At 53.9% G+C, this 23,978-nt stretch carries 20 protein-coding genes and 1 pseudogene; 15 read left to right on the top strand and 6 right to left on the bottom strand.

Features of this window, described 5'->3' with window-relative positions:
* The first annotated feature begins 189 nt into the window (after window positions 1-189).
* The 8 genes and pseudogenes from IT084_RS12475 to IT084_RS12510 all read left to right on the top strand — a co-directional run bounded on the left by IT084_RS12475 (window position 190) and on the right by IT084_RS12510 (window position 11,938).
* The gene (locus IT084_RS12475; protein ID WP_195713230.1) at window positions 190-735 is read left to right on the top strand and encodes an NADH peroxidase; all 546 of its coding nucleotides are present in this window, start codon (window positions 190-192) and stop codon (window positions 733-735) included.
* Window positions 736-1,064: 329 nt separating this feature from the next.
* On the top strand, window positions 1,065-2,684 hold the full coding sequence (locus tag IT084_RS12480; RefSeq protein WP_195713231.1) for an IS1634 family transposase: 1,620 nt from the start codon (window positions 1,065-1,067) through the stop codon (window positions 2,682-2,684).
* Between the two features lie 101 nt (window positions 2,685-2,785).
* Window positions 2,786-3,052, top strand: a pseudogene (locus tag IT084_RS12485) (NADH peroxidase); the annotation flags it as partial.
* Window positions 3,053-3,262: 210 nt separating this feature from the next.
* Window positions 3,263-3,514 (top strand): Txe/YoeB family addiction module toxin, encoded by a 252-nt coding sequence (locus tag IT084_RS12490; RefSeq protein ID WP_195713272.1) that lies wholly within the window; start codon window positions 3,263-3,265, stop codon window positions 3,512-3,514.
* A gap of 277 nt (window positions 3,515-3,791) precedes the next feature.
* Window positions 3,792-5,300 (top strand): TIGR02677 family protein, encoded by a 1,509-nt coding sequence (locus IT084_RS12495; RefSeq protein WP_195713232.1) that lies wholly within the window; start codon window positions 3,792-3,794, stop codon window positions 5,298-5,300.
* Window positions 5,284-6,462, top strand: coding sequence for a TIGR02678 family protein (locus IT084_RS12500; protein ID WP_195713233.1), 1,179 nt, complete (start codon window positions 5,284-5,286; stop codon window positions 6,460-6,462). Before IT084_RS12495 ends, IT084_RS12500 begins: the two co-directional genes overlap by 17 nt.
* Window positions 6,459-10,571 carry a TIGR02680 family protein gene (locus IT084_RS12505; RefSeq protein WP_195713234.1) on the top strand — a complete coding sequence of 1,371 codons (4,113 nt, stop codon included), beginning with the start codon at window positions 6,459-6,461 and terminating at the stop codon, window positions 10,569-10,571. Before IT084_RS12500 ends, IT084_RS12505 begins: the two co-directional genes overlap by 4 nt.
* A 107-nt stretch (window positions 10,572-10,678) precedes the next feature.
* Window positions 10,679-11,938 carry a TIGR02679 family protein gene (locus IT084_RS12510; RefSeq protein WP_195713235.1) on the top strand — a complete coding sequence of 420 codons (1,260 nt, stop codon included), beginning with the start codon at window positions 10,679-10,681 and terminating at the stop codon, window positions 11,936-11,938.
* Between the two features lie 89 nt (window positions 11,939-12,027).
* Here the strand turns inward: IT084_RS12510 and IT084_RS12515 are convergent, their stop codons facing one another.
* The gene (locus IT084_RS12515) at window positions 12,028-12,315 is read right to left on the bottom strand and encodes a hypothetical protein (RefSeq protein WP_195713236.1); all 288 of its coding nucleotides are present in this window, start codon (window positions 12,313-12,315) and stop codon (window positions 12,028-12,030) included.
* Between the two features lie 244 nt (window positions 12,316-12,559).
* Between IT084_RS12515 and IT084_RS12520 the strand changes: the two genes are divergently transcribed.
* Both IT084_RS12520 and IT084_RS12525 read left to right on the top strand, forming a co-directional pair.
* Window positions 12,560-13,897, top strand: coding sequence for a PD40 domain-containing protein (locus tag IT084_RS12520; protein ID WP_195713237.1), 1,338 nt, complete (start codon window positions 12,560-12,562; stop codon window positions 13,895-13,897).
* A gap of 269 nt (window positions 13,898-14,166) precedes the next feature.
* Entirely contained in the window at window positions 14,167-14,526 is a 360-nt protein-coding gene (locus IT084_RS12525; RefSeq protein ID WP_195713238.1) for a DUF6922 domain-containing protein, read from the top strand.
* A gap of 412 nt (window positions 14,527-14,938) precedes the next feature.
* Here IT084_RS12525 and IT084_RS12530 read toward each other — a convergent pair whose 3' ends face one another.
* Window positions 14,939-15,319 carry a desulfoferrodoxin gene (locus IT084_RS12530; RefSeq protein ID WP_195713239.1) on the bottom strand — a complete coding sequence of 127 codons (381 nt, stop codon included), beginning with the start codon at window positions 15,317-15,319 and terminating at the stop codon, window positions 14,939-14,941.
* Between the two features lie 182 nt (window positions 15,320-15,501).
* On the bottom strand, window positions 15,502-15,873 hold the full coding sequence (locus tag IT084_RS12535; RefSeq protein ID WP_195713240.1) for a universal stress protein: 372 nt from the start codon (window positions 15,871-15,873) through the stop codon (window positions 15,502-15,504).
* Window positions 15,874-15,998: 125 nt separating this feature from the next.
* Here IT084_RS12535 and IT084_RS12540 point away from each other — a divergent pair, with 125 nt between their 5' ends.
* On the top strand, window positions 15,999-16,199 hold the full coding sequence (locus tag IT084_RS12540; protein ID WP_195713241.1) for a hypothetical protein: 201 nt from the start codon (window positions 15,999-16,001) through the stop codon (window positions 16,197-16,199).
* A 99-nt stretch (window positions 16,200-16,298) separates the two neighbouring features.
* Here the strand turns inward: IT084_RS12540 and IT084_RS12545 are convergent, their stop codons facing one another.
* Both IT084_RS12545 and IT084_RS12550 read right to left on the bottom strand, forming a co-directional pair.
* Window positions 16,299-16,709, bottom strand: a complete 411-nt coding sequence (locus tag IT084_RS12545) for a PIN domain-containing protein (protein WP_195713242.1) — start codon at window positions 16,707-16,709, stop codon at window positions 16,299-16,301.
* Complete coding sequence (locus IT084_RS12550) at window positions 16,693-16,920, bottom strand: type II toxin-antitoxin system Phd/YefM family antitoxin (protein WP_195713243.1); 228 nt, start codon at window positions 16,918-16,920, stop codon at window positions 16,693-16,695. Before IT084_RS12550 ends, IT084_RS12545 begins: the two co-directional genes overlap by 17 nt.
* A 668-nt stretch (window positions 16,921-17,588) precedes the next feature.
* On the opposite strand from IT084_RS12550, the gene dnaK reads away from it, so the two are divergent.
* The 4 genes from dnaK to clpB all read left to right on the top strand — a co-directional run bounded on the left by dnaK (window position 17,589) and on the right by clpB (window position 23,488).
* A complete protein-coding gene (gene dnaK / locus IT084_RS12555; RefSeq protein WP_195713244.1) occupies window positions 17,589-19,508 on the top strand; it encodes a molecular chaperone DnaK in 1,920 nt (639 codons plus the stop codon).
* A gap of 73 nt (window positions 19,509-19,581) precedes the next feature.
* Window positions 19,582-20,577, top strand: a complete 996-nt coding sequence (locus tag IT084_RS12560) for a DnaJ C-terminal domain-containing protein (RefSeq protein ID WP_195713245.1) — start codon at window positions 19,582-19,584, stop codon at window positions 20,575-20,577.
* A gap of 5 nt (window positions 20,578-20,582) precedes the next feature.
* Window positions 20,583-20,879: a chaperone modulator CbpM gene (locus IT084_RS12565; protein WP_195713246.1), complete on the top strand. Its 297-nt coding sequence runs from the start codon at window positions 20,583-20,585 to the stop codon at window positions 20,877-20,879.
* Window positions 20,880-20,887: 8 nt separating this feature from the next.
* Entirely contained in the window at window positions 20,888-23,488 is a 2,601-nt protein-coding gene (clpB, locus tag IT084_RS12570; RefSeq protein WP_195713247.1) for an ATP-dependent chaperone ClpB, read from the top strand.
* 185 nt (window positions 23,489-23,673) lie between these two features.
* Here clpB and IT084_RS12575 read toward each other — a convergent pair whose 3' ends face one another.
* Window positions 23,674-23,853, bottom strand: coding sequence for a hypothetical protein (locus IT084_RS12575; RefSeq protein WP_195713248.1), 180 nt, complete (start codon window positions 23,851-23,853; stop codon window positions 23,674-23,676).
* Between the last annotated feature and the right edge of the window lie 125 nt (window positions 23,854-23,978).

Below are 23,978 nucleotides of genomic sequence, written 5' to 3' on the forward strand. Positions count from 1 at the left end.
CCGAGTATTATATGGATGAGTGAGTCTGACGGAGCTTAAGAAGAAGTTGACGGAGGGTGCAGGTAATTCTGTTTAAAAGGGGATTGTATGGTATGGAAAAATGGGTCTGTGAAGTTTGGCGGAATTAAAAAAACTTTTTGCCTGGAGAAACCGGATTTAATATTCAAACTTTTCAAGGAGATAAATGCTATGAAAAAATGGCGCTGTACAGTTTGCGGGTACGTCTACGAAGGGGAAACACCACCGGAAAAATGTCCTAACTGCGGAGCCCCGAAGGAAAAATTCGAGCTGTTGACCACCTCCGGCCCGGATCTTGTGGACTGGAATAAAATAGGTGTGGCGAAAGGCTCCGGTTTTGAAAAGGATTTAGACATGCAGTTCAGGGGAGAGTGCATGGAGGTGGGAATGTATATCGCTATGGCCCGCCAGGCCGAGCGGGAGGGCTATCCGGAGATAGCCGAAACAATGAAGCGGATAGCCTGGGAAGAAGCTCACCACGCAGCTCGCTTCGCCGAACTCCTGGGGGAAGTATTAAGCGAAAGCACGGAGGAAAACCTGAAAAGGTTGGTAGATGGCGAAGCCGGCGCCAACCGCGGGAAAAAGGAAATCGCCATCCGCTCTAAAAAGGAAGGACAGGACGCTATCCATGATGCCATTCATGAAGCGTGCAAAGACGAAGCCAGACATTGCATGGCTTTCTACGGTCTCTTAAAAAGGTACTTCCCAAAAGCTTAAAATGTTCAAAAAACCCAGGGCGTTAAATGGTGCCCCGGACTCTCTCCGCCAAGCCATACAAATCAAGGGGTTTCGCGATCTAACGTGAAGGTGAGTTCATAAAATTAAGGGCTGAGCCTATTTATCTAATAGACTCGGCCCTTATCCATCTCGCAGGATATTTTCTCCTGAGTTTATCAGTTCATAACGATTTTTGCCCATTTCGACCCTAAAAACCCAGCAAAATCAAGGCCAAAACTTTTTCGTCGAAAAAATTGTAGTGGCAATGTTGATATTCGAGATGCCCTTCACTGCTTGCACATAGCTAATTTTAGTAGTATAATCAAGCCATGTTTATCAAGATTACCAAATCAGGCCAACACGAATATGCTCAACTGGTGAAGTCCTACCGGGAAAACGGAACCGTCAAACATAAGGTTGTGTTAAATTTCGGTCGCCTGGACCAGATCGAGAACAATCCCAGCATCCAGCGCTTGGCCATCCGTTTACAGGAGTTGTCCAAGGTCAAAAACAGGGTTGATCTGGAGTCTTTCTCCGAAGCCCAAATCGCCAACTGGGGGTACATCGTTTACCAAAAAATATGGAAGGAGTTTGGCTTGGATAGGATTTTAACGGAGCTAAAAGAGTCCGGGAAAACCCGGTTTGACTTAAACAACGCCTGTTTTCTCATGGCCGTTCAGCATTTATTAGAACCGCGCAGTAAACTGGGCACCTACCATCATCAAGATCGTTATGCTCAGCTACCGCCGGTGGACTTGAATCACCTGTACCGATCCCTGGATTTTCTTTGTGACCATAAGGAAATGCTGGAAAAATATTTGTTTCAGAAAAATCGCCACCTTTTTAACCTGAAAGTGGATGTTGTTTTTTACGATGTTACCACCTTTCACTTTGAGAGCGTCAAGGCAGATACTTTAAAAGATTTCGGCTACAGTAAAGCCGGCAAATTCAATGAAATGCAGGTGGTGCTGGGCCTGCTCATGGACTGCGAAGGCCGACCCATTGGCTACGAATTATTCCCCGGGAGCACCTTTGAAGGGAAAACCCTGGAAGTATCCTTGGAAAAACTGGAGCAACGCTTTGGAATCCGCAGGGTGATCATTGTTGCCGACCGGGGCTTAAACAGTAAGTTTAACCTGAAAAAAATTGTCGATAAAGGGTACGGTTACATCGTTGCTTCCCGAATTAAAAACATGCCTAAAAGGATCCAGGAAGAGATTTTGGATACCGACGGGTATACCGAGTTGGACCCGGAAGAGAAAATTTGCTACAAAGTAATTGATTACACCAATCGGATGAAAGAGAACGGCAAAATATTCGAGTTGCCGGAAAAGCTGATTGTTACTTATTCTCCGACCAGGGCCAAGAAAGACCGGGCCGACCGGGAAAGGCTGATTGAAAAGGCCAAATCCCTTTTGGAAAACAAATCCCAGATTAAAGCCAGCAACAAGCGCGGCGGCAAAAAATACCTCAAAGGAACGGGCGAACTTGAGTGGGTTTTAGACCAGGAGGCCATTGCCAAAGACGAGAGGTTTGACGGCTACTACGGCATTCAGACCAGCGAAAAGGAGCTTGAGGTACAGGATGTCCTCGACGCTTACCATACCTTATGGAAGATCGAAGAATCTTTTCGCATCATGAAGAGCACCCTGGAAGTCAGGCCCGTTTTCCACTGGACAGAACCAAGAATCAAAGGTCACTTTGTGGTATGTTTTCTGGCTTTCCTTCTGGAAAGAACCCTGGAATTTCGGCTCAAAAAAGCCAATGTAGCAGCTTCTCCGGAAAAAATCCGGGAGGCGTTGAACTCGTTGGCCTTTGTTGAGATGGAAGTTGAGCAGAAAAAGTTTTACGTTAAAGCTAAAGGCACGGAGTTGAGCAATAAAATTTTACGGGCGCTACGGATTAAACCACCAAAAAATGTTACTCCTGCGGAGGAGCTGGTTCTGTAAAATAAAGGAATTTCTGTAGTGGCAATTTGCGCATTTTTATTTTTTTATTTTCAGGTTTTATGCGGGTTTGCGCTAGGTGAGCTGATAAAGTCAGGACAATGAAGCGGATAGCCTGGGAAGAAGCTCACCACGCAGCTCGCTTCGCCGAACTCCTGGGGGAAGTATTAAGCGAAAGCACGGAGGAAAACCTGAAAAGGTTGGTAGATGGCGAAGCCGGCGCCAACCGCGGGAAAAAGGAAATCGCCATCCGCTCTAAAAAGGAAGGACAGGACGCTATCCATGATGCCATTCATGAAGCGTGCAAAGACGAAGCCAGACATTGCATGGCTTTCTACGGTCTCTTAAAAAGGTACTTCCCAAAAGCTTAAAATGTTCAAAAAACCCAGGGCGTTAAATGGTGCCCCGGACTCTCTCCGCCAAGCCATACAAATCAAGGGGTTTCGCGATCTAACGTGAAGGTGAGTTCATAAAATTAAGGGCTGAGCCTATTTATCTAATAGACTCGGCCCTTATCCATCTCGCAGGATATTTTCTCAAATCTGTTGCTTGGATATTAATGACGCGAGTTTAGTAAAGAGATAGAGTTTGCCAAACGTGCGGTAAAGGATATTGAGCTGATTAAGCAGGCGGGATTAAAAGATGCGGTTCTTAAACTGCTTGAAGTCTTGAAAAATAATCCTTTTCAAAATCCACCGCCGTACGAGAAGCTGGTTGGAGACCTCAAAGGTGCATACTCCCGACGGATAAGCATCAAACACCGTCTTGTTTATGCGGTGGACAATGATAGGCATTGTGTCAGGATATTGCGGCTTTGGACACACTATGAGTGAGGGTAAGCATATCATAATCTACCCGTATTATATCAGATCATTGGGGACATTCCATCGTGGACATTCATACGTTGGGGACATTCCTTCGAAGGGGTGTATCCCCTTTCCGCTGAAGGTGTGTCCCCTTTCCTTAAATGAGGTGTATCCCCTTTCCACTAATAAAAGCCGGCTAAATACTTTGCTTAAGGTAGGGAAGGTTGCATTATGACAAAATCAGGAACTCCTATGCTTTATATGCTATAATTATACAAATGCATTACCAAAGGAATTGATTGATATGACTGCATCGTTACTCAAACCGATAGTCGAAACAAGCTACTTGAATGCGCAAAATGTCGGTCGCTACCGCTGCATCATGCGCTATTTTTATGAACAGCACCAGCGGTTGCGCTACTGGCTGAAACCGCAGGAAGTTCACGATGGAGTGACGGCTTTCGGTTTGCTGGAGGAAGATTACACCCTGGAACAGTGCCAGAAGGATTTAAACCAGCTGGTGGAGTGGGGCAATCTGGTGCCCCGCCACGACGGGGGCCGTTCAGCCACGGTGGAGGAATACCTGCGCAAAAAATTCCGTTACCAAATGACTCCCTACGCGGTGGAAATTGAGCGCCTGGTGGCGGGGCTGGAAAAAATTCGCGGCTACGGCGGTTCTCTGGAGCCGTCTTTGTTTGAGAGCATAGCTGAAAACCTGGACCGGTTGGAAAAGGCCTCCGGTCAGTTTCCGCCGGGCGAGGCGGTGGCACTGTGGGAAAAAATCTACGGTGATTTTATCAAGCTCACCGAGAATGCTTCCGACTATATCGCCAGCCTGCAGAGCACCAAGGTGGAAGAACTGATGCTGACCGAGGCTTTCTTAGCCTACAAGGACTCCGTGACCCGGTACCTGCAGGATTTTATCCAGGGGCTGCAGCGCCATGCTTACAAAATAGAGGCGGTGCTGGCCACCATGGACCCGGGCATAGTAAATACCTTCCTGGCCAATGTGCAGCGGGACCTGGCCGCCCGGCCCCTGTTGGACGAACCTGTAACCCCCGAAGAACAACTGGACCGGCTGCAGCAGGAATGGCAAAGCATGGTGCGCTGGTTCGCGGGTTACGAAAACGAGCCCAGCGACGTGTATTTCCTGGAGCAGACCACCAAGGACACCATCGCCCGGATCGTGCGCAACGCCCTGCGGATCCAGGAAAAGCACCGCCTGGGCGTCAGCCGTCGGCGAGAACTGGATTACCTGGGTAAATGGTTTTTCACCCTGGATGATATCAACGCATCCCACCGGCTGGCGGCTCATGTATTCGGCCTGTACCGCTGCCGCCATTTCCAGGGGGTGGACGAAAAGGGTACCGATAACGCCGACGTGTCCATGTGGCAGGCAGGCCCCAACATCAGGGAACTGCGTTCCCGCAGCAGAAAACGGCTCCGGGATACCGGCACCTGTTCCATCAAGGATCAGCGGGAGCGGCAGCAAAAGGCCAGGGAGAACTTTCTGCTGGCACAGCAAGAGGAAATGGCGGTACTGCAAGAATACCTGGCCAGGCGGGAAGTTCGGATCGCCGACCTGGACCCGGTATCCGCCAGGGATCGCTATTACCTGCTGTACTGGATCGGCCGGTGCATGGCCAATAAATCGCGACGGATATTAACCCCCGAGGGTATCGGGATCAGCCTGGAAATGCCCGCCGGGCGGGAAAGAGCCAGATTGGAATGCGATGACGGGGAACTGGACATGCCCAATTATTTATTGAAATTCAGCGCCGGAACGGGAGAGCGGTATGAGCAAAACGGGTGAGAGTGTTAAGGATATTCGCCAAAAGTGCATCCAGGCGTTGTTGAACCGCAACTGGATCACCAAGCAGGACGAGCCCGAGCTTTTCGAGTACATCAGGGCGCAGTACCAGGAACTGCGGGACTGGTTCGGCGAATACTGCGGTTTTGCTTTATTACTCAACAGGCAATTTGCCAAACTGGAAAAAGCGCCGGGGCAAGCGCAAACCTGGATGGGATTTGAAAGTTTTTCCGAACCGCGGGATTACGCCCTGTTTACCTATTGTCTCTGGTATTTGGAGGGCAAAAACGAAATGGATCAATTCCTGCTCACCGATATGGTGGAAGAAATCCGGGAATACCTGGCCGGCCAGGATGTTTTCCTGGATTGGACCCTGTATACCCACCGGTTGTCCATGGCCCGGGCGCTGAAGCAGCTTAAAGCGCTTGGTGTACTGGTGGCGGTGGACGGGGACGAGTCCGATTGGGCCAGATCGGGCCACGAACACAATGTGCTTTACGAATCTTCCTACCTGGCCCGTTATGTTTTACGCCGGTTTCCCCGGGACTTGACCACCTATGATTCCATTGCCGCATTTGAGGCGGGAACGTACCCCGATACCCCCGAAGGCCAGCTGAAAAAGCGCCGCCACCACGTTTACCGCCGCTTGCTGCAGGAACCGGTGGTATACGACTGGCAATGGAACGAAGATGAGCGTTATTACGTGCGCACCCAGCGACATACCATCCTGGAAAACCTGGCCAACTTTGCCGGCCTGGAAGGGCAGCGTTACCGGGAGGGGCTTTTGTTTTATTATCCCGAGACTTCCGGTGAAATGTATCTTTTTCCCACCGGGCGCGGGGTTTCGGATATTGCCCTGCTTCTGGCCGGTGAATTGCGGCGCATGCTGGCCCGCGACGAAGGTAACATCCATATCGAGGAAGGCGGACGCATCGGGCTGACCCTGGCTGAATTGGAGGGAATTATACTGAGATTAAAGGAAAAGTATAAAATGCTGTGGAGCCTGCAGCACCGGCAGGCCCGGAGCAGAGAGCTGGCGGAAGAAGTGCTGGCCCACCTGGAAGAATGGGGACTGGCCGGCCGGGAAGACGACGGGCAGGTATGGATTTACGCTGCTCTGGGGCGCTGGAACGGAGACTATGATGTTTATGGTGGGGATGAATGATGGCGGATCGCTGGCAGATGAACCGGGCGGGGATCATTAATTTCTGGTATTATGACGAGGCTGAATTTTACCTGGCCGGTGGCCGGTTGATTTTACGCGGGGCCAACGGTTCGGGCAAATCGGTAACCATGCAGAGTTTTCTGCCACTGGTGCTGGACGGGGATAAGCGGCCCTGGCGGTTGGACCCCTTCGGTTCCAAGGACCGGCGGATCGATTATTACCTGCTGCTGGAAGCCGACAGCGGTCATACCGACCGCACCGGTTACCTGTACTTGGAATTTTACCACCCGGCACAGGATCGCTACCTGACGGTCGGCATCGGCCTGCGAGCCCGGAGAAACAGCCCCAATTTGGGTTTCTGGGGTTTCGTCATTACCGACAACCGACGGGTGGGCCGGGATATTTTGCTTTACGAAAAAGATTACAGCCAGGGCCGGGAGGTGAAAATTCCACTGACCCGCGCCCAGCTGGAGGAAGTCATCGGCAACGGGGGGCAGGTGGTCACCGAGCAGGGTGAGTATAAGCGGTTGGTCAACAAAGTACTGTTCGGCTACGAAAAGATTGAATCCTTTCAGGAGTTGCTGGACCTTTTAATCCAGCTGCGCAGCCCCAAGCTGTCAAAGGATTTCAAGCCTTCGACCATTTACGAAATACTCACCGGGGCGCTGCCCGCCCTGCAGGAAGAAGAGCTGCGCCCGCTGTCCGAAGTGCTTGAGGACATGGATGAAATCAATGACCGGCTCAATGAACTGGCGGTGCACCTGATGGAGGTGGAAAGGCTGCACCGGGCATACAACAAGTATAACGAGTACCTGCTTTACAATGAATCCCGGTCATTGCTGCAGCAGAAAAAGCAGCGGGACGACCGGAAACGCGAGGCCGGCGAGCGCCGGAACATAGCCGCCAGCCTCGCCCGGGAGCTTGAGGAAAAAACCAGCGCCCGGGAGGAGGCCGACACTGACCAGGAACGGGCCAAAACCGAATACCAGACCCTGATTTCCAGCGAAGCGGTGGAAAAACGAACGGAGCTCAACCGCCTGCGGGCGGAGCAGGAAGATTTGCGCCGTAACATGAACAACTGCGCCGGACGCCTGCAATTTTGGCGGGACAAGCAAGCCCAAGCCCGGGAGGAACAAAAGACTTTAACCGGGCAGCGGGAGGCCCTAGCCGCCCGGCAGAACGATGTATTGCAGGATATGGAGGATCTGGCCCGGGATGTGGACTTTGGCTACCATGATACCTACCACCGGCGCTGGGACGGGGACGTTCCCGCTGACGGCTCCCTGTGGCCGGCCTGGGAGCGGGACGTGCGGGAGCACCAGGCGAAAATCGGCCGGGCCATCAAGTTGGCCCGGGAAGAAAGCATTTTAAAAACCCGCCGGGTGCAGGCCGAAAAAGATGCCAGCCAGGCCAGGGAAAAAAGAGAAGCGGCAGAAGATCATACGCGCAGGGAAGAGGATAAATTTGAACAGGCCCGCCGGGAACAGGAAGAAAAAATCTTCCACTGGCGCCGGCATCTATCCCGCCTGTCCCTGGCGGATGAGGACCTGCACCGGGTAATGCAGGCTCTGGCTTTATTCCCCGACGAACCATATGAAAATGTCCGAAGACCCGTTATGCAGGCTTACCACGCCGCCAGGGAGGCAATTACCGGAGATCGGATGGCGTGGCAAAACAAATTGCAGCAACATGCGGAGGAAAAAGACCGGTTGACCCGGGAATGGCAGCAGTGGAAGAACCTCCGGGAACCGGAGCCGCCCCGCAGCGCCGCCCGGGAGTATTCCAGGCAAAAGCGCCCCGGCGCCGGCGCGCCCCTTTACGCTCTGTGCGAGTTTAAACCGGAATTGACCGAGGAAAAAAAGGCGGCTCTGGAATCCACCCTGCAGCAAGCGGGGCTGCTGGATGCATGGGTGTCGCCGGAGGGTATCGGCATACTGGGCCCCAACGAAGAAGAAACCTGGTTAAAGCCCGCCCCCCAACTGCTGCGGGCAACCCTGGCGGATTACCTGGTGCCCACCTTGCCGGAAAACAGCGGTCTGACAGTGGAAATAATCGACGACGTGCTGCGCACCGTCTGCCTGGCGAGAGACGCCGGCAGACCAGGTGAAGCCGGTAAACCGGATGAAGCCGTGATCACCGGACAGGGTTACTTTCGCCTGGGCGCGCTGTGCGGCAAAGCCGCCATTAAAGAGCGGGCCGAGTTCATCGGCAAGGAGACCCGGCAGCGCACCAGGATGGCAGAGATGGCCAGGTTGGAAGGATTAATTGAGGAAGAGGAAAAAGCCATAGCCGCCTGCCGGGAGCAGCTGGATTTGCTGAAAGCGACAGCAGACCGTTTGGAAGAAGACATCAAAGCATTTCCCGGCAGCGAGATCCTGCAGGAGGCTCTACGCAGCCTGGAAAAAGCACGGCTGCGTCTGGATGCTGCCCTGGAGGAAGAACAAAGTAAAAACAGCTTCCTGCGGGAGGTCATCAAACAGCTGCAGGAGGCCACCGCCCGCCTGCACGAGCATATGGCGGGCTGGAACATCCCCCGTACCGAAAGTGACCTGGAACAAGCCGGGGAACAAATGAATGTCTACCGGGACCACCTGGGGGAATTGAAGTCGTTCTGGACGGAACATAAAAGCGCCCTGTCCGCTCTGGCGAGGGTGGAAAAAGACCTGGCGGAGGCCGGGGAAAACGTTGAACGCGAAGAATCGGAACTGGCCGGATTGCAGGAGCGGCTGCGGACAGTGCGGTATAAAATAGAGGTTTTCCAGCAGTTGCTGGAGGAATTGGGCATCGCTGATATTGACCGGCGGCTGCACAAACTGGAGCAGCAGCAAAAAGAGCTGGAAAAGCTGATCAAACAACTGGACGGGCAGGTAACCCAAATAAAAATCGACCTGGCCGTGGCGCTAAAAGAAGCCGAAGAGGCGGCCCGGCAACTGGAACAGGCGGAATCCGCCCTGAAACAGCAAACTGCCCGGTGGCTGGTGGAGTGGGACAGGCGCCTGGTGGCGGACTGGACCGAGGTTATGTTTGACCCGGCGGACAGGCCGGCTGTCTTCCGCGCTGCCGGCCAGGTTGACCAGCGCTACCGGGAGCGGTATGCCGGCAAAACGTATACCGAGCTTTCCGACCAGCTGCATGACGTGTTTCATAACACCCGCCAGGCGCTGCACGATTATGCCCCGGAAACGGTCACTGCAGATGACACTCACCGCCTGCTGGTACTGTTCACCAGGGACAGGCAAAACCCGGTGCCGCCGCACCTGCTGGTGCAGGAACTAAGAGAACTGGAAGAGGAACAAAAACATCTTTTGAGCCAGAAGGACCGGGAACTGTACGAGCAGATTATCCTGCACAGCGTGGGCAAGGCCATCCGCGACAAAATATACCGGGCCGAAAAATGGGTGCAGCAGATGAACGGTTTGATGCAGCAGCGGGAAACTTCCAGCGGCCTGCGCCTGCACCTGAAATGGGAGCCCCGGGCGGCGGCCAATGAAAAGGAACTGGATACCGCGCAACTGGTGCGGCTGTTAAAAACCGACCCCCGGCAGCTGCGGGACGAGCATATTGAGCAAATGATCGAGCACTTTCGTTCCCGTATTACCCGGGCCAAGCTGGAAGCCGACCAGCAGGACACCCTGCGCCAGTGGATTTTCCGCCTGCTGGATTACCGTCAATGGTTCAAGTTCACTCTGTATTACGAAAAAGGCGGGCAACCCCGCCGGGAATTGACCGACGCCCGGTTCAACGTGCTCAGCGGCGGTGAAAAGGCGCTGTCCATGTATATTCCGCTTTTCGCGGCGGCCAACTCCCGGTATAACGACTCCCGCCCGGAGGCCCCCCGGATCATTTGCCTGGACGAGGCCTTTGCCGGGGTGGACGAGGAAAACATGCGGGTCATGTTTGAACTATTGACCCACATGAGCTTTGATTACATGATGACCAGCCAGGTGCTGTGGGGCTGCTACGATACCGTGCCCAGGCTGTCTATTTATGAAGTATACCGGCCCCGGGACGTTGACTACGTTACTTTGATCCGCTACTACTGGAACGGCACCCGCCGGGTGCTGGTGGACGAGGAACTGGAAGATGAAACGGTGGAACAGGCCGGGTAGCATGTGGGGGTCAGGCCTTTCCTAATTGCTTAACTCTCTTATTCATATATACTAATTTTACAGTTAATATGGTTAGGACAGGCCTGACCCCCTGGGAGGACCGGGAAATGCAGGAATACTTCAGCCATAACTGTTTTCAAAAACTGTTTGACGCAATCGGCAAAAAGTACAGGTCGCTGGGCCGGGTGGGGGGCGCAGTAAAGTTGAACGGTCTCTCCCCGGAAGAGCGCGACGTGTTGTCAGGCTTTTTGGGCCGGGACTGCCGGGACCATGCCGAGGTCTCAGTCAAGCTGCGGGAAGTAAACGATATATTGCAGCAAAGCCGCTTCGATATTACCCTGCCGGAGTTTCTGTCTTTATATTTCGGTGCCGAGATTTTGCCCAATAAAGAGACGGCCCTTCTGGAGAGCCGGAAATGGTTCGCATTCTTTGCCGGGCTACAGGAGCAGACCCTCACCCCGGTAACCCGCGATTGGCTGGCTGAACTGGCCGCCGGTAGGGGGACGGGATACCGAACAGTTTTGGCCATGTACCGGCAAAATGAACTTGAGGCCGCGGAACTACTGAAAACCTGTGTTGATGCTATGGACCGGCTGGTGCAATACCCCGGCCGGCGGCAGCGGCTGCCCGTATTTGCTGCCCGGCTAACCGGCGACCCCCACGCCCTGGATGGTGATAGGCCGTTGGGCCGGCTTTTATTTTTCGGCCTGCATCATATGTACCGGCTTTCTGAAACTGAATACGGAGCGGAAAGAAGAAAGGTTCTTTTCAGCCGGGCGGGATTAGAGGAAGATGACGTGTCTTCCAACGTTATCGTGGCCGGATTGCGAGTACGCCCCGGGGATCCCCGGGAACCCGTGTTCACCACCTCCACCGCTACCGCCAGCCCTTTGCTGCTGCCTCTGCGCTTTGTGGAAAGATCTACCGGGTGGCTGCCGGCAACGGTTTACACGCTGGAGAACCCCGCCGTTTTTAGCGCTATCCTGGATTTTGCCGAAGGTAGAGCTGAAATTCCGGCCTTAGTCTGCACCAGCGGGCAGCCCAGCGTGGCGGCCCTGAAACTCCTGGATCAGCTTGTTGAGGCCGGGTGTACAATATGCTACGGTGGCGATTTTGATCCCCGGGGCCTGGAGATCGGCCAGCGGCTGGCTGAAAGGTACGGCGCGTCTTTTAAGCCCTGGTTTTTTGATAACACCGCTTACATGCAGGCGCCCAAAGGCGTCAAGTTGGCTTCGGAGCAGGTAAAAAAACTTGCCGGTCAGCGGGTATCATGGGACAGTAAGTTGATTGAATCCATGTTGCAGGTGGGCAAGGCAGTGTACCAGGAAGTACTGGTGGAGCGGATGATTAAAGATTTGTTTCGCTGAGGTAAAAAGAAAACCATTGAATTATATTTAACTGATTAAGCCTGTTATCCGTCTCATTTTTTAGTTTTATTCTTTATTCTCTTTAAATCCTAGATTGTGAGCGTTAAATCATTATTTGTATTTATGCTTAAAAGCTCTTTATTTACGGAACTGTCTGTTATTGCATAATAAGTACTTTGAATAGGATTTAATAAACCTGGAGGAGTATTCTCATAAGTAAAAAGAAACATTACATGCTTTTTATTCTTTTCGAGTTTTACACTACCTACTACTATATAAACGGTAGTCTCAGTTTCCCCACCTATCTGTTTAACCTCTATTGTTTCACCAGGTTCAACATCACCTTTATAAGAATCGCTGACTTTAATAATATACACAGTATAAATATCCTTAAAAGATGGTATTTCACCACCTGGAAACTATAAGACGGGCGAAAAGTAGTTTTGGTTCACGTTTTATTAAATAATTTAACAACTTATTACGACAATATTTGCGCAAAAGCCAGTAATTTAGAAGATTTGCCAGTCACCATTATTTCCGGAACATTTGCGTATTTTTGCCGTCTTTATTATAAAGAAGAGATTAGTCAATCAAGCAATAACCAAAGGAAGGAATATTATTATGAAACTAATCGCCGCCACAAAACTTTCCGTCATTCTGTTGCTAATAACGGCGTTATTTACTTTAGCTGGCTGCAGCAAGCCTTATGAATCTGACCAAACCGGGGATGTCGACCCCGTCCGACACGACAAGTCCACTGCAGAATCGCCACGCTCTAATAATGAAGCGTGGCGCGGTCAGGGGCGGTTGGCGTTTATCTGGCAAAATCGGCTTTACGTCTTAAACGGGGATGACGGTACGCTCACAAGGTTAAGCGACACTGGCCTGACCGGCAAACCGCAGTGGTCCCCGGACGGGGAATGGCTGGCCTATCTTGGTGACGACAACAAGCTCAGAATCGTTAAGGCGGACGGAAGCCGGGCACAAGAAGTAAACGGTTTGCCGTCACCGGTTCATTCCCTGGATTTCGCCTGGTCGCCCAACGCTGATGTGCTTGCCGTTACCACCAGTGTGGAAGGTGAAGGATTTTATTTGTTCCAGCCCGGGAAAACACCCCGCCAAATATCCCGGGGCAACACGCATATTTTCTCCTTTGCCTGGTCGCCGGACGGCCAAACCATAGCTTATGCAGACACGCTGCCCTACGACAAACAGGACCCCGGCAGCCGCAGTGACGCCCTTTTCGTTGCTCCAACTTATGGGGGAAAACCGTTCAGGTTGCATGTTGCAGAAAGTGCCGGGATAATACTCGCCGGTTGGTCGCCTGACGGTAAAGAGGTTCTGTTTTGGGTGACACCGGGGCATTCGGCATCCCTTATGGCTGACGGGCTATACCTATTCTCCCTGTCATTGGTCGGCGGCAAACCAAACCAAATAGCAACCACTCTTCTTTACCCCGAGTGGCTGTCCTGGTCCCCGGACGGACGGAAGCTTATGGCAGTTGCAGGGTCCGGCAGGGAAATCTGGCATAATAAATACCTGGTCGTCTATGATGCCAAAACAGGGAAATGCACAGAACTGCCCCGGCGGCCCGGTACAGTAACTTTCTACCCGGACTGGTCGCCGGACGGCACCCGCATCTCTTATTTACAGGCCGACGAACGGGAAGATGCCGGCGGCGTTGATTATGCAAACTGGAAAAAAACATGGTCCCTCTGGATAGCGGATGCCGACGGCGCCAATGCCCGGCGGCTGGATGAAGCCGGCACGGGAATCGACTATGCCCTCTGGTCCCGGGATGGCGCTCATATCGTCTATCTAAAAGATAATGCTGTCTGGCTGATCAATGCCAATGGCGGTAGCCCGGTCAGGATCGTAGATTTAATGCCGGGCCAAAAGGATCTGCAGCATTACTATGGTTATACTTCGTGGGCCGACCAATTGGCTTATTACCGGTAAGGAGTGATTTTGCACATGCCTGCCGCCGGCCTTTTGGAAACATAGGCCTAAAGCCTTGACGTATTTGCAGGTAGAGCCCCGGTTCCGGTGTTCCATGCGGATATTGAAGTTTTGCTTAAATGGTTATAACTACCAATAAAGGAGATGACCATTTATGCAAAACACAGCGGACAAAACCATCAAATGAAATGGAGAATTACTTCAAGTCGCTGGTAAGAAGGTATTTAAACGAAAATGTGGTAAAGCCGAAGTAACGGGAGATGCCTTTTATGAAACTACCCCATTTTTTCAGAACTCTTTTTCGAAATTATGTCTTTGACACCATTGACACTGAAAACCATTTTAAATTTATAATAAAAACCACTCTGGCCCGGGGTTCCTGGGAACAGATATTGTGGCTGTTTGAATACTACGGAAAGGAAAAGGTAAGTGAGGCATTTCTGGAGGACTATTATGGACTGCGGTCAATGCCGGAAAGTACGCGCAAGCTCTGGGAATTGATATTTGTTGAAAAGCCCGCGGTGGAAAAAGCCGCTACCCCGGTTGAGAAATGGCGCTGCCGGCGCAAGGCCGGACAGCGCAACGGCATCCGTTCAAGCGAGCCGGTGCTGCCCACGATTTCATCATAAAAATAAACAACCTATATTTGTCGACGGTATAAGTAATTGTCCCGCCCGACTCCACCTCACATTTTACCACGGCGGTCAAGGCCAAGCCGCCAAGTTGCATCATGTGGAAAGCAATCGATGACCACTCGGCCTAGGCTACCATGAGCTATGGAGGGGTGAAGGGCGTAAGTACTTTAATTGACAAGTTGACAACCGGCAGATAACCTGTTAAAGAAGTGTGTCTACTTTATCTAATGTTCCCCCGGGAGGTTTGTTAATTGTTACGGGCATGTGATGTGCATTTCGGACCCCCCTTTTTGCTGTTGCCGCGCCCGGCCACTCGGGCGCTCGCCAGGTAAAACCGTTCCGGCGAAAACGCCTGTCGCTCCCTTTAAAACAATGCCGCTCCCTTTTATCAGGAATTACAATCGCGTTACTCTTGCATGCTCCAGAGCCCGTGCAGGTTGCAGTAACACCTGGCCTTGAGATTTTCGTCATCCACTTTGAACTTTGCCTCCGGACTGTCACCGGGCTTTAAAAACTTCCTGTATACATTGCCTCCGGTAAGCACCTCAATCCATTCAATGTAATGTTCTTCCTCCATGGGATGCCTGACGCTGCCGACCTTGAAAACCACCTCGTCTCCTTCAATTACCATCACCGGCTTGTGCTTTTCCACGGATGCGTCAACTGTATTCTCCTGCAGTAATTCCATTAGTTTGTTGCAGCACACTAGGCTGCCTTTGCCCGCATGCAGCACCTCCACGATGTTGCCGCAAATGCCGCACTTGAAAACCTGGTTCAATTCGGTCATCTGATCTTGCCTCCCCAATTAATTTTAATAACAGTATAAAATATAAATAGCAAAGATTAAATTAAATTTAATGATGTCTTACATTTTTCTTAAAACCGAAAAAATCCGGGCGTCGCCCGGGTGGGAGAGGGTGTTGGTATGACAAAGGATATGTATTAAATAAATGAACGAGTCAGGATAAGCTATTTGACAATAGTTACCGGCACGTGAACGTTCCCAAGCACCTTGTAGCTGACGCTGCCCAGGACCATACCTCTCAGCGCCCCCATGCCGCGGCTGCCCATAATGACAGTGTCTATCCCGTGGTCGTTGACGTACTTGATAATTGTTTCCGCGGGATCGCCTTCCAGGATCTCGGTGCTGACTTTAACTCCTTCACGGGTAAATAGTTCCCTGGCTTTTTCCATGCTGGTTCCGGCCTGGGTGGAGGTAAAAGGATATACCACGGAAATCAGGCCAACCTTTACGCCCGGGCACTTTTTAGCCAGGCTCAAAGCATATTCCACGGCCCGCATGGAGTTTTCCGAGCCGTCCAGGGGTACCAGTATTTTCATAAACTTGTTCCTCCATCAATTTTATAGTAAAATTATAAGTGATTGAAATAACAATCACAATAGTTTTGGCAAAAAAAATTTTTGCCTTGCCGTCAATAAATAATTATAGTGCTGAACATAGCTTCTTGGACCGGGTGGAAAAAGAAGTAACGAGCCGGGATTACCGGATTACCGGTTTTGAGCTGGTTTGTTGCAACGAAAAGCGCAACAGGGTGCACTTGGTGGTTTCCGTAGCCCGGGGAGAAAGGCAGGAGATAAGGTTGCCGGTGTCGAGATTTCCATGGAAAACGTTCAGGCGGGCAACCTGTACCGGGCGGCGGGGTTAATTTTTCAGGCGGTGGACCTTGGCATAGCTAAATGCGTGTTATTATTATGTTGTCGTACATAACAGCTACGAAACCGGCCATCAATCGGGCGGCCGGTTGTTACAGGTTTTGTAGAAAATTTTCAGGAGAGATTGGGGGAACGGGCGAATTTCTGAAATGTTCCATATCACGCGTAACGATATAATCGGCGTTTACTCGTTTGGCGCATACCGAAAGCAAAGCGTCTTCATAATCCTCCATCGGTAATTCAAGAGCCTTCAGACACTCTCTGTGTCCAACATCAAGTACGCTGGTGATTTTCAGCAGCTTGTGGAGCATGTCCCTTGCCTCGCTTTCCCGCATATAGTGACGGCGGGCGATGTAGTAAATGTCGGTCACAATGTTGGATGTGATATACGCTTCTACCTTATCTTCGGCGGAAAGAAAAATAACTTTTGCCGCGGACGTGAAAAACGGTTCGCGTTTCGCAAGCATATCAAGGATGACGTTTGTGTCAATCAAGATTTTCATAGCGTTTGACCTTCTCCTCTTTCGCATCTTCTTTGGTAACCGTGCTCGGCAGGATGCCGATGAGGGACTTTGCGATGGCGACTTTATCTTCCTCTTCCGCTATCAGGCGGGCGATACGTTTTCCGTTTCGCGTAATGATTATGTCCTCTTTGCTGACAAGAGAGAGATAGCGCCCGATATTAGTTTTGAACTCAGATGATGAAACGATCATTAAAATCACCTCCGGTAATAGGATGTAATAGTTCAATGTTATTGTATGCAATATAACCATAAAAATCAATAAAAAAATGGTCAATATTTATGCTGGAAGGATGGTCTAAATCCTTGTCCGGTTTTTTCAGGGCGGTGGAACCACGTAGGCATACAGATACCCCGAGGCACGTGGAGTGTGTGGTATTGCTCAAAAGAATGCACAATGTGTAAGGTCTTGCTGTGCAAGACTTATCGGCTTTGGGGGGAATTGGATATGTTTCCGTGGACGGGGGAGGAAACAGCTTGTTGTTATTAAATGGATACTAAGGTAAATAGCTTTGGACTCCAAAACCCAGTACGTGGCGGTGTGAAATGCCACGGAGACCCTGCTGGTGCACATCAGCGGCATGTACTTCGCCGCCTATGACTTATCCATTTTATAGTAAAATTATAAGTGAATGAAATAACAATCACAATAACTCCGGGCTAAATTTTTTGTCAGGGGTGACTGGTAATTTATTAAAATATATTGACTTGAGGAAAAGTCTGTACTATATTAAGGTCAAGGATGGTCAAAGTCAAAGTAAGGGAACCAGGTTGGTATATATCGCGCGGAAGTGATGAAAAATACTGGTAATAAAGCATTATTCATTGGTATTAAAAATTTGCCACAAGGAGGTTGTGCAAATGGGAAAAACAGTAGGAATCGACCTGGGCACCACCAACTCGGTGGTGGCGGTGATGGAAGGCGGCAAGCCGGTGGTGATAGTCAACGCTGAAGGATCGCGCACCACTCCTTCGGTGGTTGCTTTCAAGGAAGACGGGGAAAGGCTGGTGGGCCAGGTGGCGCGGCGCCAGTCCGTGCTGAACCCCGCCAACACCCTGTATTCAGTGAAGCGGTTCATCGGCCGCCGGTACTCGGAAGTGGCGGAGGAAAGGGAACTGGTGCCCTATAAAGTGGTCCCCGGTCCCAACGACGCGGTTCGGTTTGAGGTTCGCGGCAAGCTGTACGCGCCGGAAGAGATTTCGGCCATGGTGCTGCGCAAGCTGGTGGACGACGCTTCCAAGTACCTGGGCGAGAAGGTTACCGACGCGGTAATTACCGTGCCGGCCTATTTTAACGATGCCCAGCGGCAGGCCACCAAGAATGCCGGTAAGATCGCCGGCCTGAACGTGCTGCGGATCATCAACGAACCCACGGCGGCGGCCCTGGCTTACGGCCTGGATAAAAAAGCCAACCAGACCATCCTGGTATTCGACCTGGGCGGTGGCACGTTCGACGTTTCCATCCTGGAAGTGGGCGACGGGGTATTTGAGGTTAAAGCCACCAACGGTGACACCCACCTGGGTGGTGATGATTTCGATAAGGCCATCGTGGACTGGATGGCCGGGGAATTTAAAAAGGATTACGGCATCGACCTGCGCAACGACAAGCAGGCCCTGCAGCGGCTGACTGAAGCGGCGGAAAAAGCCAAGATTGAGCTTTCCTCCACCCTGGAAACCCAGATCAGCCTGCCCTTTATCACCGCCGACGCGAGTGGCCCCAAACACCTGGAAATGAAATTGACCCGGGCCAAGTTCGACGACCTGACCCACCACCTGGTGGAGCGGTGCCGCGGGCCGGTCAAGGCGGCTTTGGCCGACGCCCGGCTCACCGAAAAGGACATTGACGAGGTGATCCTGGTGGGCGGTTCCACCCGGATTCCGGCGGTGCAAAGGCTGGTGCGGGAAATGACCGGCGGCAAGGACCCGCACCAGGGCGTCAACCCCGACGAAGTTGTGGCCGTGGGCGCGGCCATCCAGGGAGGCGTGCTGGCCGGGGAAGTCAAGGATGTACTGCTTTTGGACGTGACCCCGCTTTCCCTGGGTGTGGAAACCCTGGGCGGAATCATGTCTAAAATTATCGAGCGCAACACCACTATTCCCGTGCGGCGCAGCCAGGTATTCACCACTGCCGAGGATAACCAGCCCGCGGTGGATATCCACGTGCTGCAGGGCGAGCGGGAAATGGCCCGGGACAACCGCTCCCTGGGGCAGTTCAAGCTGGAGGGCATTCCCATGGCGCCCAGGGGCGTGCCCCAGATCGAGGTCACCTTTGATATCGACGCCAACGGCATTCTCAAGGTTAGCGCCCGGGACAAGGCCACGGGCAAGGAGCAGACCATTACCATTACCGGCTCCACCAGCCTCGACCAGGCGGAAATCGACCGGATGGTGCGGGAAGCCGAAGCCCACGCCGCCGAGGACAAAAAGCGCCGGGAGGAAGTGGAGGCGCGCAACGAGGCCGACACGCTGGCCTACCAGGTGGAGCGGCAACTCAAGGACCTGGGCGACAAAGTGCCGGTACACGAAAAAGCGCGTATCGAGCAATTGCTTGGTGACCTGAGGTCCGCGCTGAAGGAAAACGCGCCCGTTGATCGCATTCGCACCTTGAGCGGCGATCTGAGGCAAGCGGCCTACTCCCTGTCCCAGGCGGCCTACGGTCAGGCCGGGGCGGGAGCGGGCGGCTGCGCCGGCGGCACCTGCGGTGGCGGAACCGGAACTACCGGGACAGGAGGAAACAGGCGCGATGACGATGTGGTGGACGCCGAGTTCGAAGAGAAATAAAATTACGCCCGAAAGGGGGCAAGCCAATAGATGACGGCCATGGTGCGGGTAGCCGGAGGGTAGGTGATAGGTAATGGGAGTAACGTTTCAGGATTACTATAAAATACTTGGTGTTGACAGAAACGCAACGGACAAGGAAATAAAGGCGGCTTATCGCAAGCTGGCCCGCAAGTGGCACCCGGACCTGCACACGGGCAAGGCCAAGGAAGAGGCCGAAGAAAAGTTCAAGCAGATCAACGAGGCTTACGAGGTGCTGAAGGACCCGGAAAAACGGGCCAAGTACGACCGGCTGGGGGCCAACTGGCAGGCCGGCCAGGATTTCCGGCCGCCGCCGGATATGGACGGGTTTGAGTTTTACACCAACTTTGACGGTGGCGCCGGTGGCTTCAGCGATTTCTTTGAACTGCTGTTCGGCGGATCGTCCCCCTTCGGGCGGGCGGCCCGGGGACGGGCGGCCCACCGCGGCCCGCTGCGGGGCCAGGACGTGGAAAGCGAGCTGGAACTCACCCTGGAAGAGGCCTACCGCGGCGGGGAAAAAACCCTGCAGCTGTCCACCGGGGAACTCTGCCCGGCGTGCGGCGGCACCGGACACAACGACATGGCCTTTTGCCCGGCTTGCGGCGGAACCGGGGAAACCACCGCCACCAGGACACTGACGGTCAAGATTCCGCCGGGGGTGCGCGAAGGGAGCCGGATCCGCCTGAAAGGGCAGGGCGGCGAGGGTCTGAACGGCGGCGCCCGGGGCGATCTGTACCTGAAGGTGCGCCTGTTGCCGCACCCGGTGTTCAAGGTACTGGGTGAGGACCTGGAAACCGAAATTACCCTGCGGCCCGAGCAGGCCGTGCTGGGCGACCGGGTGACCGTGCCCACCCTGGACGGCCCGGTGACCATGAAGGTCCCGGCGGGCACCCGCTCCGGCAAACGACTGCGCCTGCGGGGCAAGGGACTGCCGCGCAGGGACGGCCGGGGCGATGAATACGTGCGGGTAAATATTGACATTCCGGAACACCTGTCGGCGGAAGAGGAACGGCTTTACCGGCAGCTGGCCGCGCTCAGGAAAGGGGTGTGAGGGCGGTGCGAAAATACTACATCCAGCTATATCGCCATACTCTGTCCGCGGGTGATGAAGACGCCTGGGTGGACGCAGGCGCCCTGGAGATTCACCCTGACCTGGTCCAACAACTGGAGGAATTCGGCATTGTGGAAATCAGGCGGGGGCTTATCCCGGCCAGCCAGGCGGCGCGGGTCCAAAAAGTGCTGCGCCTGCGCAGGAGCCTGGGGGTCAACCTGCCGGGGGCGGCCATTATCCTTGAGTTATTGGAAAGAATTGAACAACTGCAGGATGAAATCGAGCGCTTGAAGAGGAGGTGAATTCTGTAATGGATATCAATCGCTATACCCAGAAGTCCAGGGAAGCCCTGGCCGCGGCCCAGCAACTGGCTGCGGAAAAACATCACCAGGAGGTTACGGGCAAACACCTGCTGGCGGCGCTGCTGGCCCAGGAGGGAGGCATGGCGCCCCGCTTTCTGGAGCACGCCGGGGTCAACCCCGTGATGCTGACCGGCCAGGTGGAGCAACTGCTGAAAAAAATCCCGTCCGTTACGGGTTATGAAGGATCGATGTACCTGGGCTCCGGTTTGGCCAGGGCGCTGGCCCGGGCGGAAAAGGAAGCCCGGAATATGAAGGACGACTATGTCAGCGTGGAGCACCTGCTGCTGGCCCTGTTGGAGGACGGCGAGCCGGAAACCAGGGACACGCTGCGCCGGGCGGGGCTGACCCGTGACGCACTGCTGAACTCCCTGCGGGCGGTGCGGGGCAACCAGCGGGTCACCGGGGAAAACCCGGAGGACACTTACGAGGCGCTGGAACGCTACGGTCGCGACCTGACCAAGCTGGCCGCCGAGGGCAAGCTGGACCCGGTGATCGGCCGGGACAATGAAATTCGCCGGGTGATCGAGATTCTTTCCCGGCGCACCAAAAACAACCCGGTGCTTATCGGGGAACCCGGAGTGGGTAAAACGGCCATCGTGGAAGGGCTGGCCAGGCGTATCGTGGCCGGCGATGTGCCCGAGGGGCTCAAAGAAAAGCGCATCATCGGCCTGGACATGGGCTCGCTGTTGGCCGGAGCCAAGTACCGCGGTGAGTTCGAGGAAAGGCTGAAGGCTGTGCTGAAAGAGGTGCAGCAGTCCCAGGGCCGGATTATCCTGTTCATTGATGAGTTGCACACCGTGGTGGGCGCGGGCAAGGCCGAAGGGGCCGTGGACGCGGGCAATATTTTGAAGCCCATGCTGGCCCGGGGGGAACTGCGCACCATCGGCGCAACCACCCTGGACGAATACCGCAAGCACGTGGAAAAGGACGCCGCGCTGGAACGGCGCTTCCAGCCGGTGATGGTGAGTCCCCCGTCGGTGGAAGATACCATCTCCATCCTGCGCGGTCTGAAAGAACGCTACGAGGTGCACCACGGGGTGCGCATCCAGGACAGCGCCCTGGTGGCGGCGGCTACCCTGTCCGACCGCTACATTTCCGACCGCTTCCTGCCCGACAAGGCCATCGACCTGATGGACGAGGCTGCGGCCCGGCTGCGCACCGAGATCGACAGCATGCCCGCGGAACTGGACGAAATCACCCGGCGGATCATGCAACTGGAAATCGAGGAGGCGGCCCTGGGCAAGGAGAAGGACCAGGCATCCCGGGAGCGGCTGAAGAAAATCAAGGAACAGCTGGCCGGGTTGCGGAGCGAGGCCGACGCCATGAAGGCCCAGTGGCAGGTGGAGAAGCAGGCCATTTCCCGGGTACGCCAGATTAAAAAGGAAATTGAGGAAACCCGCCAGGAAATCGAGCGGGCCGAGCGTGAATACGACCTCAACCGCCTGGCGGAGTTGAAATACGGGCGGCTGAATGACCTGGAGCGGCGCCTGAAGGCGGAAGAGGAGCACCTGGCCGGCAAGCAGAAACACGGCATGCTGCTGAAAGAGGAAGTGGACGAAGAAGATGTGGCCAGGGTGGTCAGCCGCTGGACCGGCATCCCCGTGAGCAAGCTCATGGAGGGGGAAAAGGAGAAGCTGATCCACCTGGACGAAGAACTGCACAAGCGGGTGGTGGGCCAGGACGAGGCGGTGCGGGCGGTGGCCGACGCGGTGCTGCGCGCCCGGGCGGGTATCAAGGACCCCAACCGGCCCATCGGCAGCTTTATTTTCCTGGGGCCAACCGGCGTGGGCAAGACCGAGCTGGCCCGGGCGCTGGCCCAGGCGCTGTTCGACGACGAGCGCAACATGACCCGGCTGGACATGTCCGAGTACATGGAAAAACATGCCGTGTCCCGGCTGATCGGCGCGCCCCCGGGCTATGTCGGCTACGAGGAAGGAGGCCAGCTCACCGAGGCGGTGCGGCGCAAGCCCTACTCGGTGATCCTGCTGGACGAAATTGAAAAGGCCCACCCCGACGTGTTCAATATCCTGCTGCAGCTCCTGGACGACGGGCGGCTGACCGACGGGCACGGGCGCACGGTGAACTTCCAGAACACCGTGGTGATTATGACCTCCAACCTGGGCAGCCATGAAATCCTGGCCCAGCAGGAGCGGGGCGGCGACTTTGAGCGGATGAAAGAAAGCGTGCTGGGCATACTGCGCCAGCACTTCCGCCCCGAGTTTCTCAACCGGGTGGACGAAATCGTGGTGTTCCACGCCTTAAGCCAGGCCCAGGTGCGACAGATCGCCGGCCTGCTGCTGGAAAGGCTGGCCGGGCGGATTGAGTCCGGAACCGGAATCAGGCTGGAATGGGATGAGGCGGCACTGAATTACCTGGCGGGCAAAGGCTACGAGCCGGTATACGGCGCCCGGCCGCTGAAGCGCCTTATTCAACAAGAAGTGGAAACGACACTGAGCCGCATGATTATCAAAGGTGAAATTGCGCCTCGGGAAACCGTGGTGCTCAGCGCCCGGGACGGCAAATTGAGCCTTGCTAAAAAAACGTCTTGATCCACGGTGCGGGAGAGGTTGGCCAACACTTCTCCCGCATTTTATTATTCTACCGCTTCCTCAAAACCCCGTTTTTAAGCAGGGTCAAGAAGCAGGCGTAAAAGCTTTCCGGCCGAAAGCCGGTGGTTTCAGACCCGGCGGCTGGAAAATAAAAACCCCGGTTTACCGGGGCTGTCGCCAGTTGTTTACCCGCAACGGTTGCATCTATTTTCAGTGGATTCTCCCCACTCGTCCGTCAACTGCATTTTACTGACGAAGTCATCGCACGGCCTGCTGGAGGTTTCCACGGTTTGGCCGGTTTTCTGGCATACCGCCGTTTCAATACTCTTCCATTGTTTAAAATATAGGCAATCCTTACAAAGCATGATTTTTCACCTCTGCTTTGCCGCTTAAAATATCTGTTTCCCTTAAACATTATAAACAAAAACATGCTGGTATTCCAGTAAAAGTTTGAAAGGCGTATTGTATACATTAAAGGGGTGTGAAAGCC

Origin of the sequence: Desulfallas sp. Bu1-1 (assembly GCF_015594625.1) — a bacterium.
Classification (GTDB): domain Bacteria; phylum Bacillota; class Desulfotomaculia; order Desulfotomaculales; family Desulfallaceae; genus JADNRQ01.

Bases quoted from the DNA above. Each gene is read 5' to 3' on its own strand.
- IT084_RS12505 (WP_195713234.1), top strand. From the start codon at position 6,459: ATGATGGCGGATCGCTGGCAGATGAACCGGGCGGGGATCATTAATTTC.
- IT084_RS12500 (WP_195713233.1), top strand. From the start codon at position 5,284: ATGAGCAAAACGGGTGAGAGTGTTAAGGATATTCGCCAAAAGTGCATC.
- IT084_RS12520 (WP_195713237.1), top strand. From the start codon at position 12,560: ATGAAACTAATCGCCGCCACAAAACTTTCCGTCATTCTGTTGCTAATA.
- IT084_RS12510 (WP_195713235.1), top strand. From the start codon at position 10,679: ATGCAGGAATACTTCAGCCATAACTGTTTTCAAAAACTGTTTGACGCA.
- IT084_RS12525 (WP_195713238.1), top strand. From the start codon at position 14,167: ATGAAACTACCCCATTTTTTCAGAACTCTTTTTCGAAATTATGTCTTT.
- IT084_RS12545 (WP_195713242.1), bottom strand. From the start codon at position 16,709: ATGAAAATCTTGATTGACACAAACGTCATCCTTGATATGCTTGCGAAA.
- dnaK (WP_195713244.1), top strand. From the start codon at position 17,589: ATGGGAAAAACAGTAGGAATCGACCTGGGCACCACCAACTCGGTGGTG.
- IT084_RS12550 (WP_195713243.1), bottom strand. From the start codon at position 16,920: ATGATCGTTTCATCATCTGAGTTCAAAACTAATATCGGGCGCTATCTC.
- IT084_RS12575 (WP_195713248.1), bottom strand. From the start codon at position 23,853: ATGCTTTGTAAGGATTGCCTATATTTTAAACAATGGAAGAGTATTGAA.
- IT084_RS12495 (WP_195713232.1), top strand. From the start codon at position 3,792: ATGACTGCATCGTTACTCAAACCGATAGTCGAAACAAGCTACTTGAAT.
- IT084_RS12475 (WP_195713230.1), top strand. From the start codon at position 190: ATGAAAAAATGGCGCTGTACAGTTTGCGGGTACGTCTACGAAGGGGAA.
- IT084_RS12480 (WP_195713231.1), top strand. From the start codon at position 1,065: ATGTTTATCAAGATTACCAAATCAGGCCAACACGAATATGCTCAACTG.
- IT084_RS12560 (WP_195713245.1), top strand. From the start codon at position 19,582: ATGGGAGTAACGTTTCAGGATTACTATAAAATACTTGGTGTTGACAGA.
- IT084_RS12535 (WP_195713240.1), bottom strand. From the start codon at position 15,873: ATGAAAATACTGGTACCCCTGGACGGCTCGGAAAACTCCATGCGGGCC.
- clpB (WP_195713247.1), top strand. From the start codon at position 20,888: ATGGATATCAATCGCTATACCCAGAAGTCCAGGGAAGCCCTGGCCGCG.
- IT084_RS12530 (WP_195713239.1), bottom strand. From the start codon at position 15,319: ATGACCGAATTGAACCAGGTTTTCAAGTGCGGCATTTGCGGCAACATC.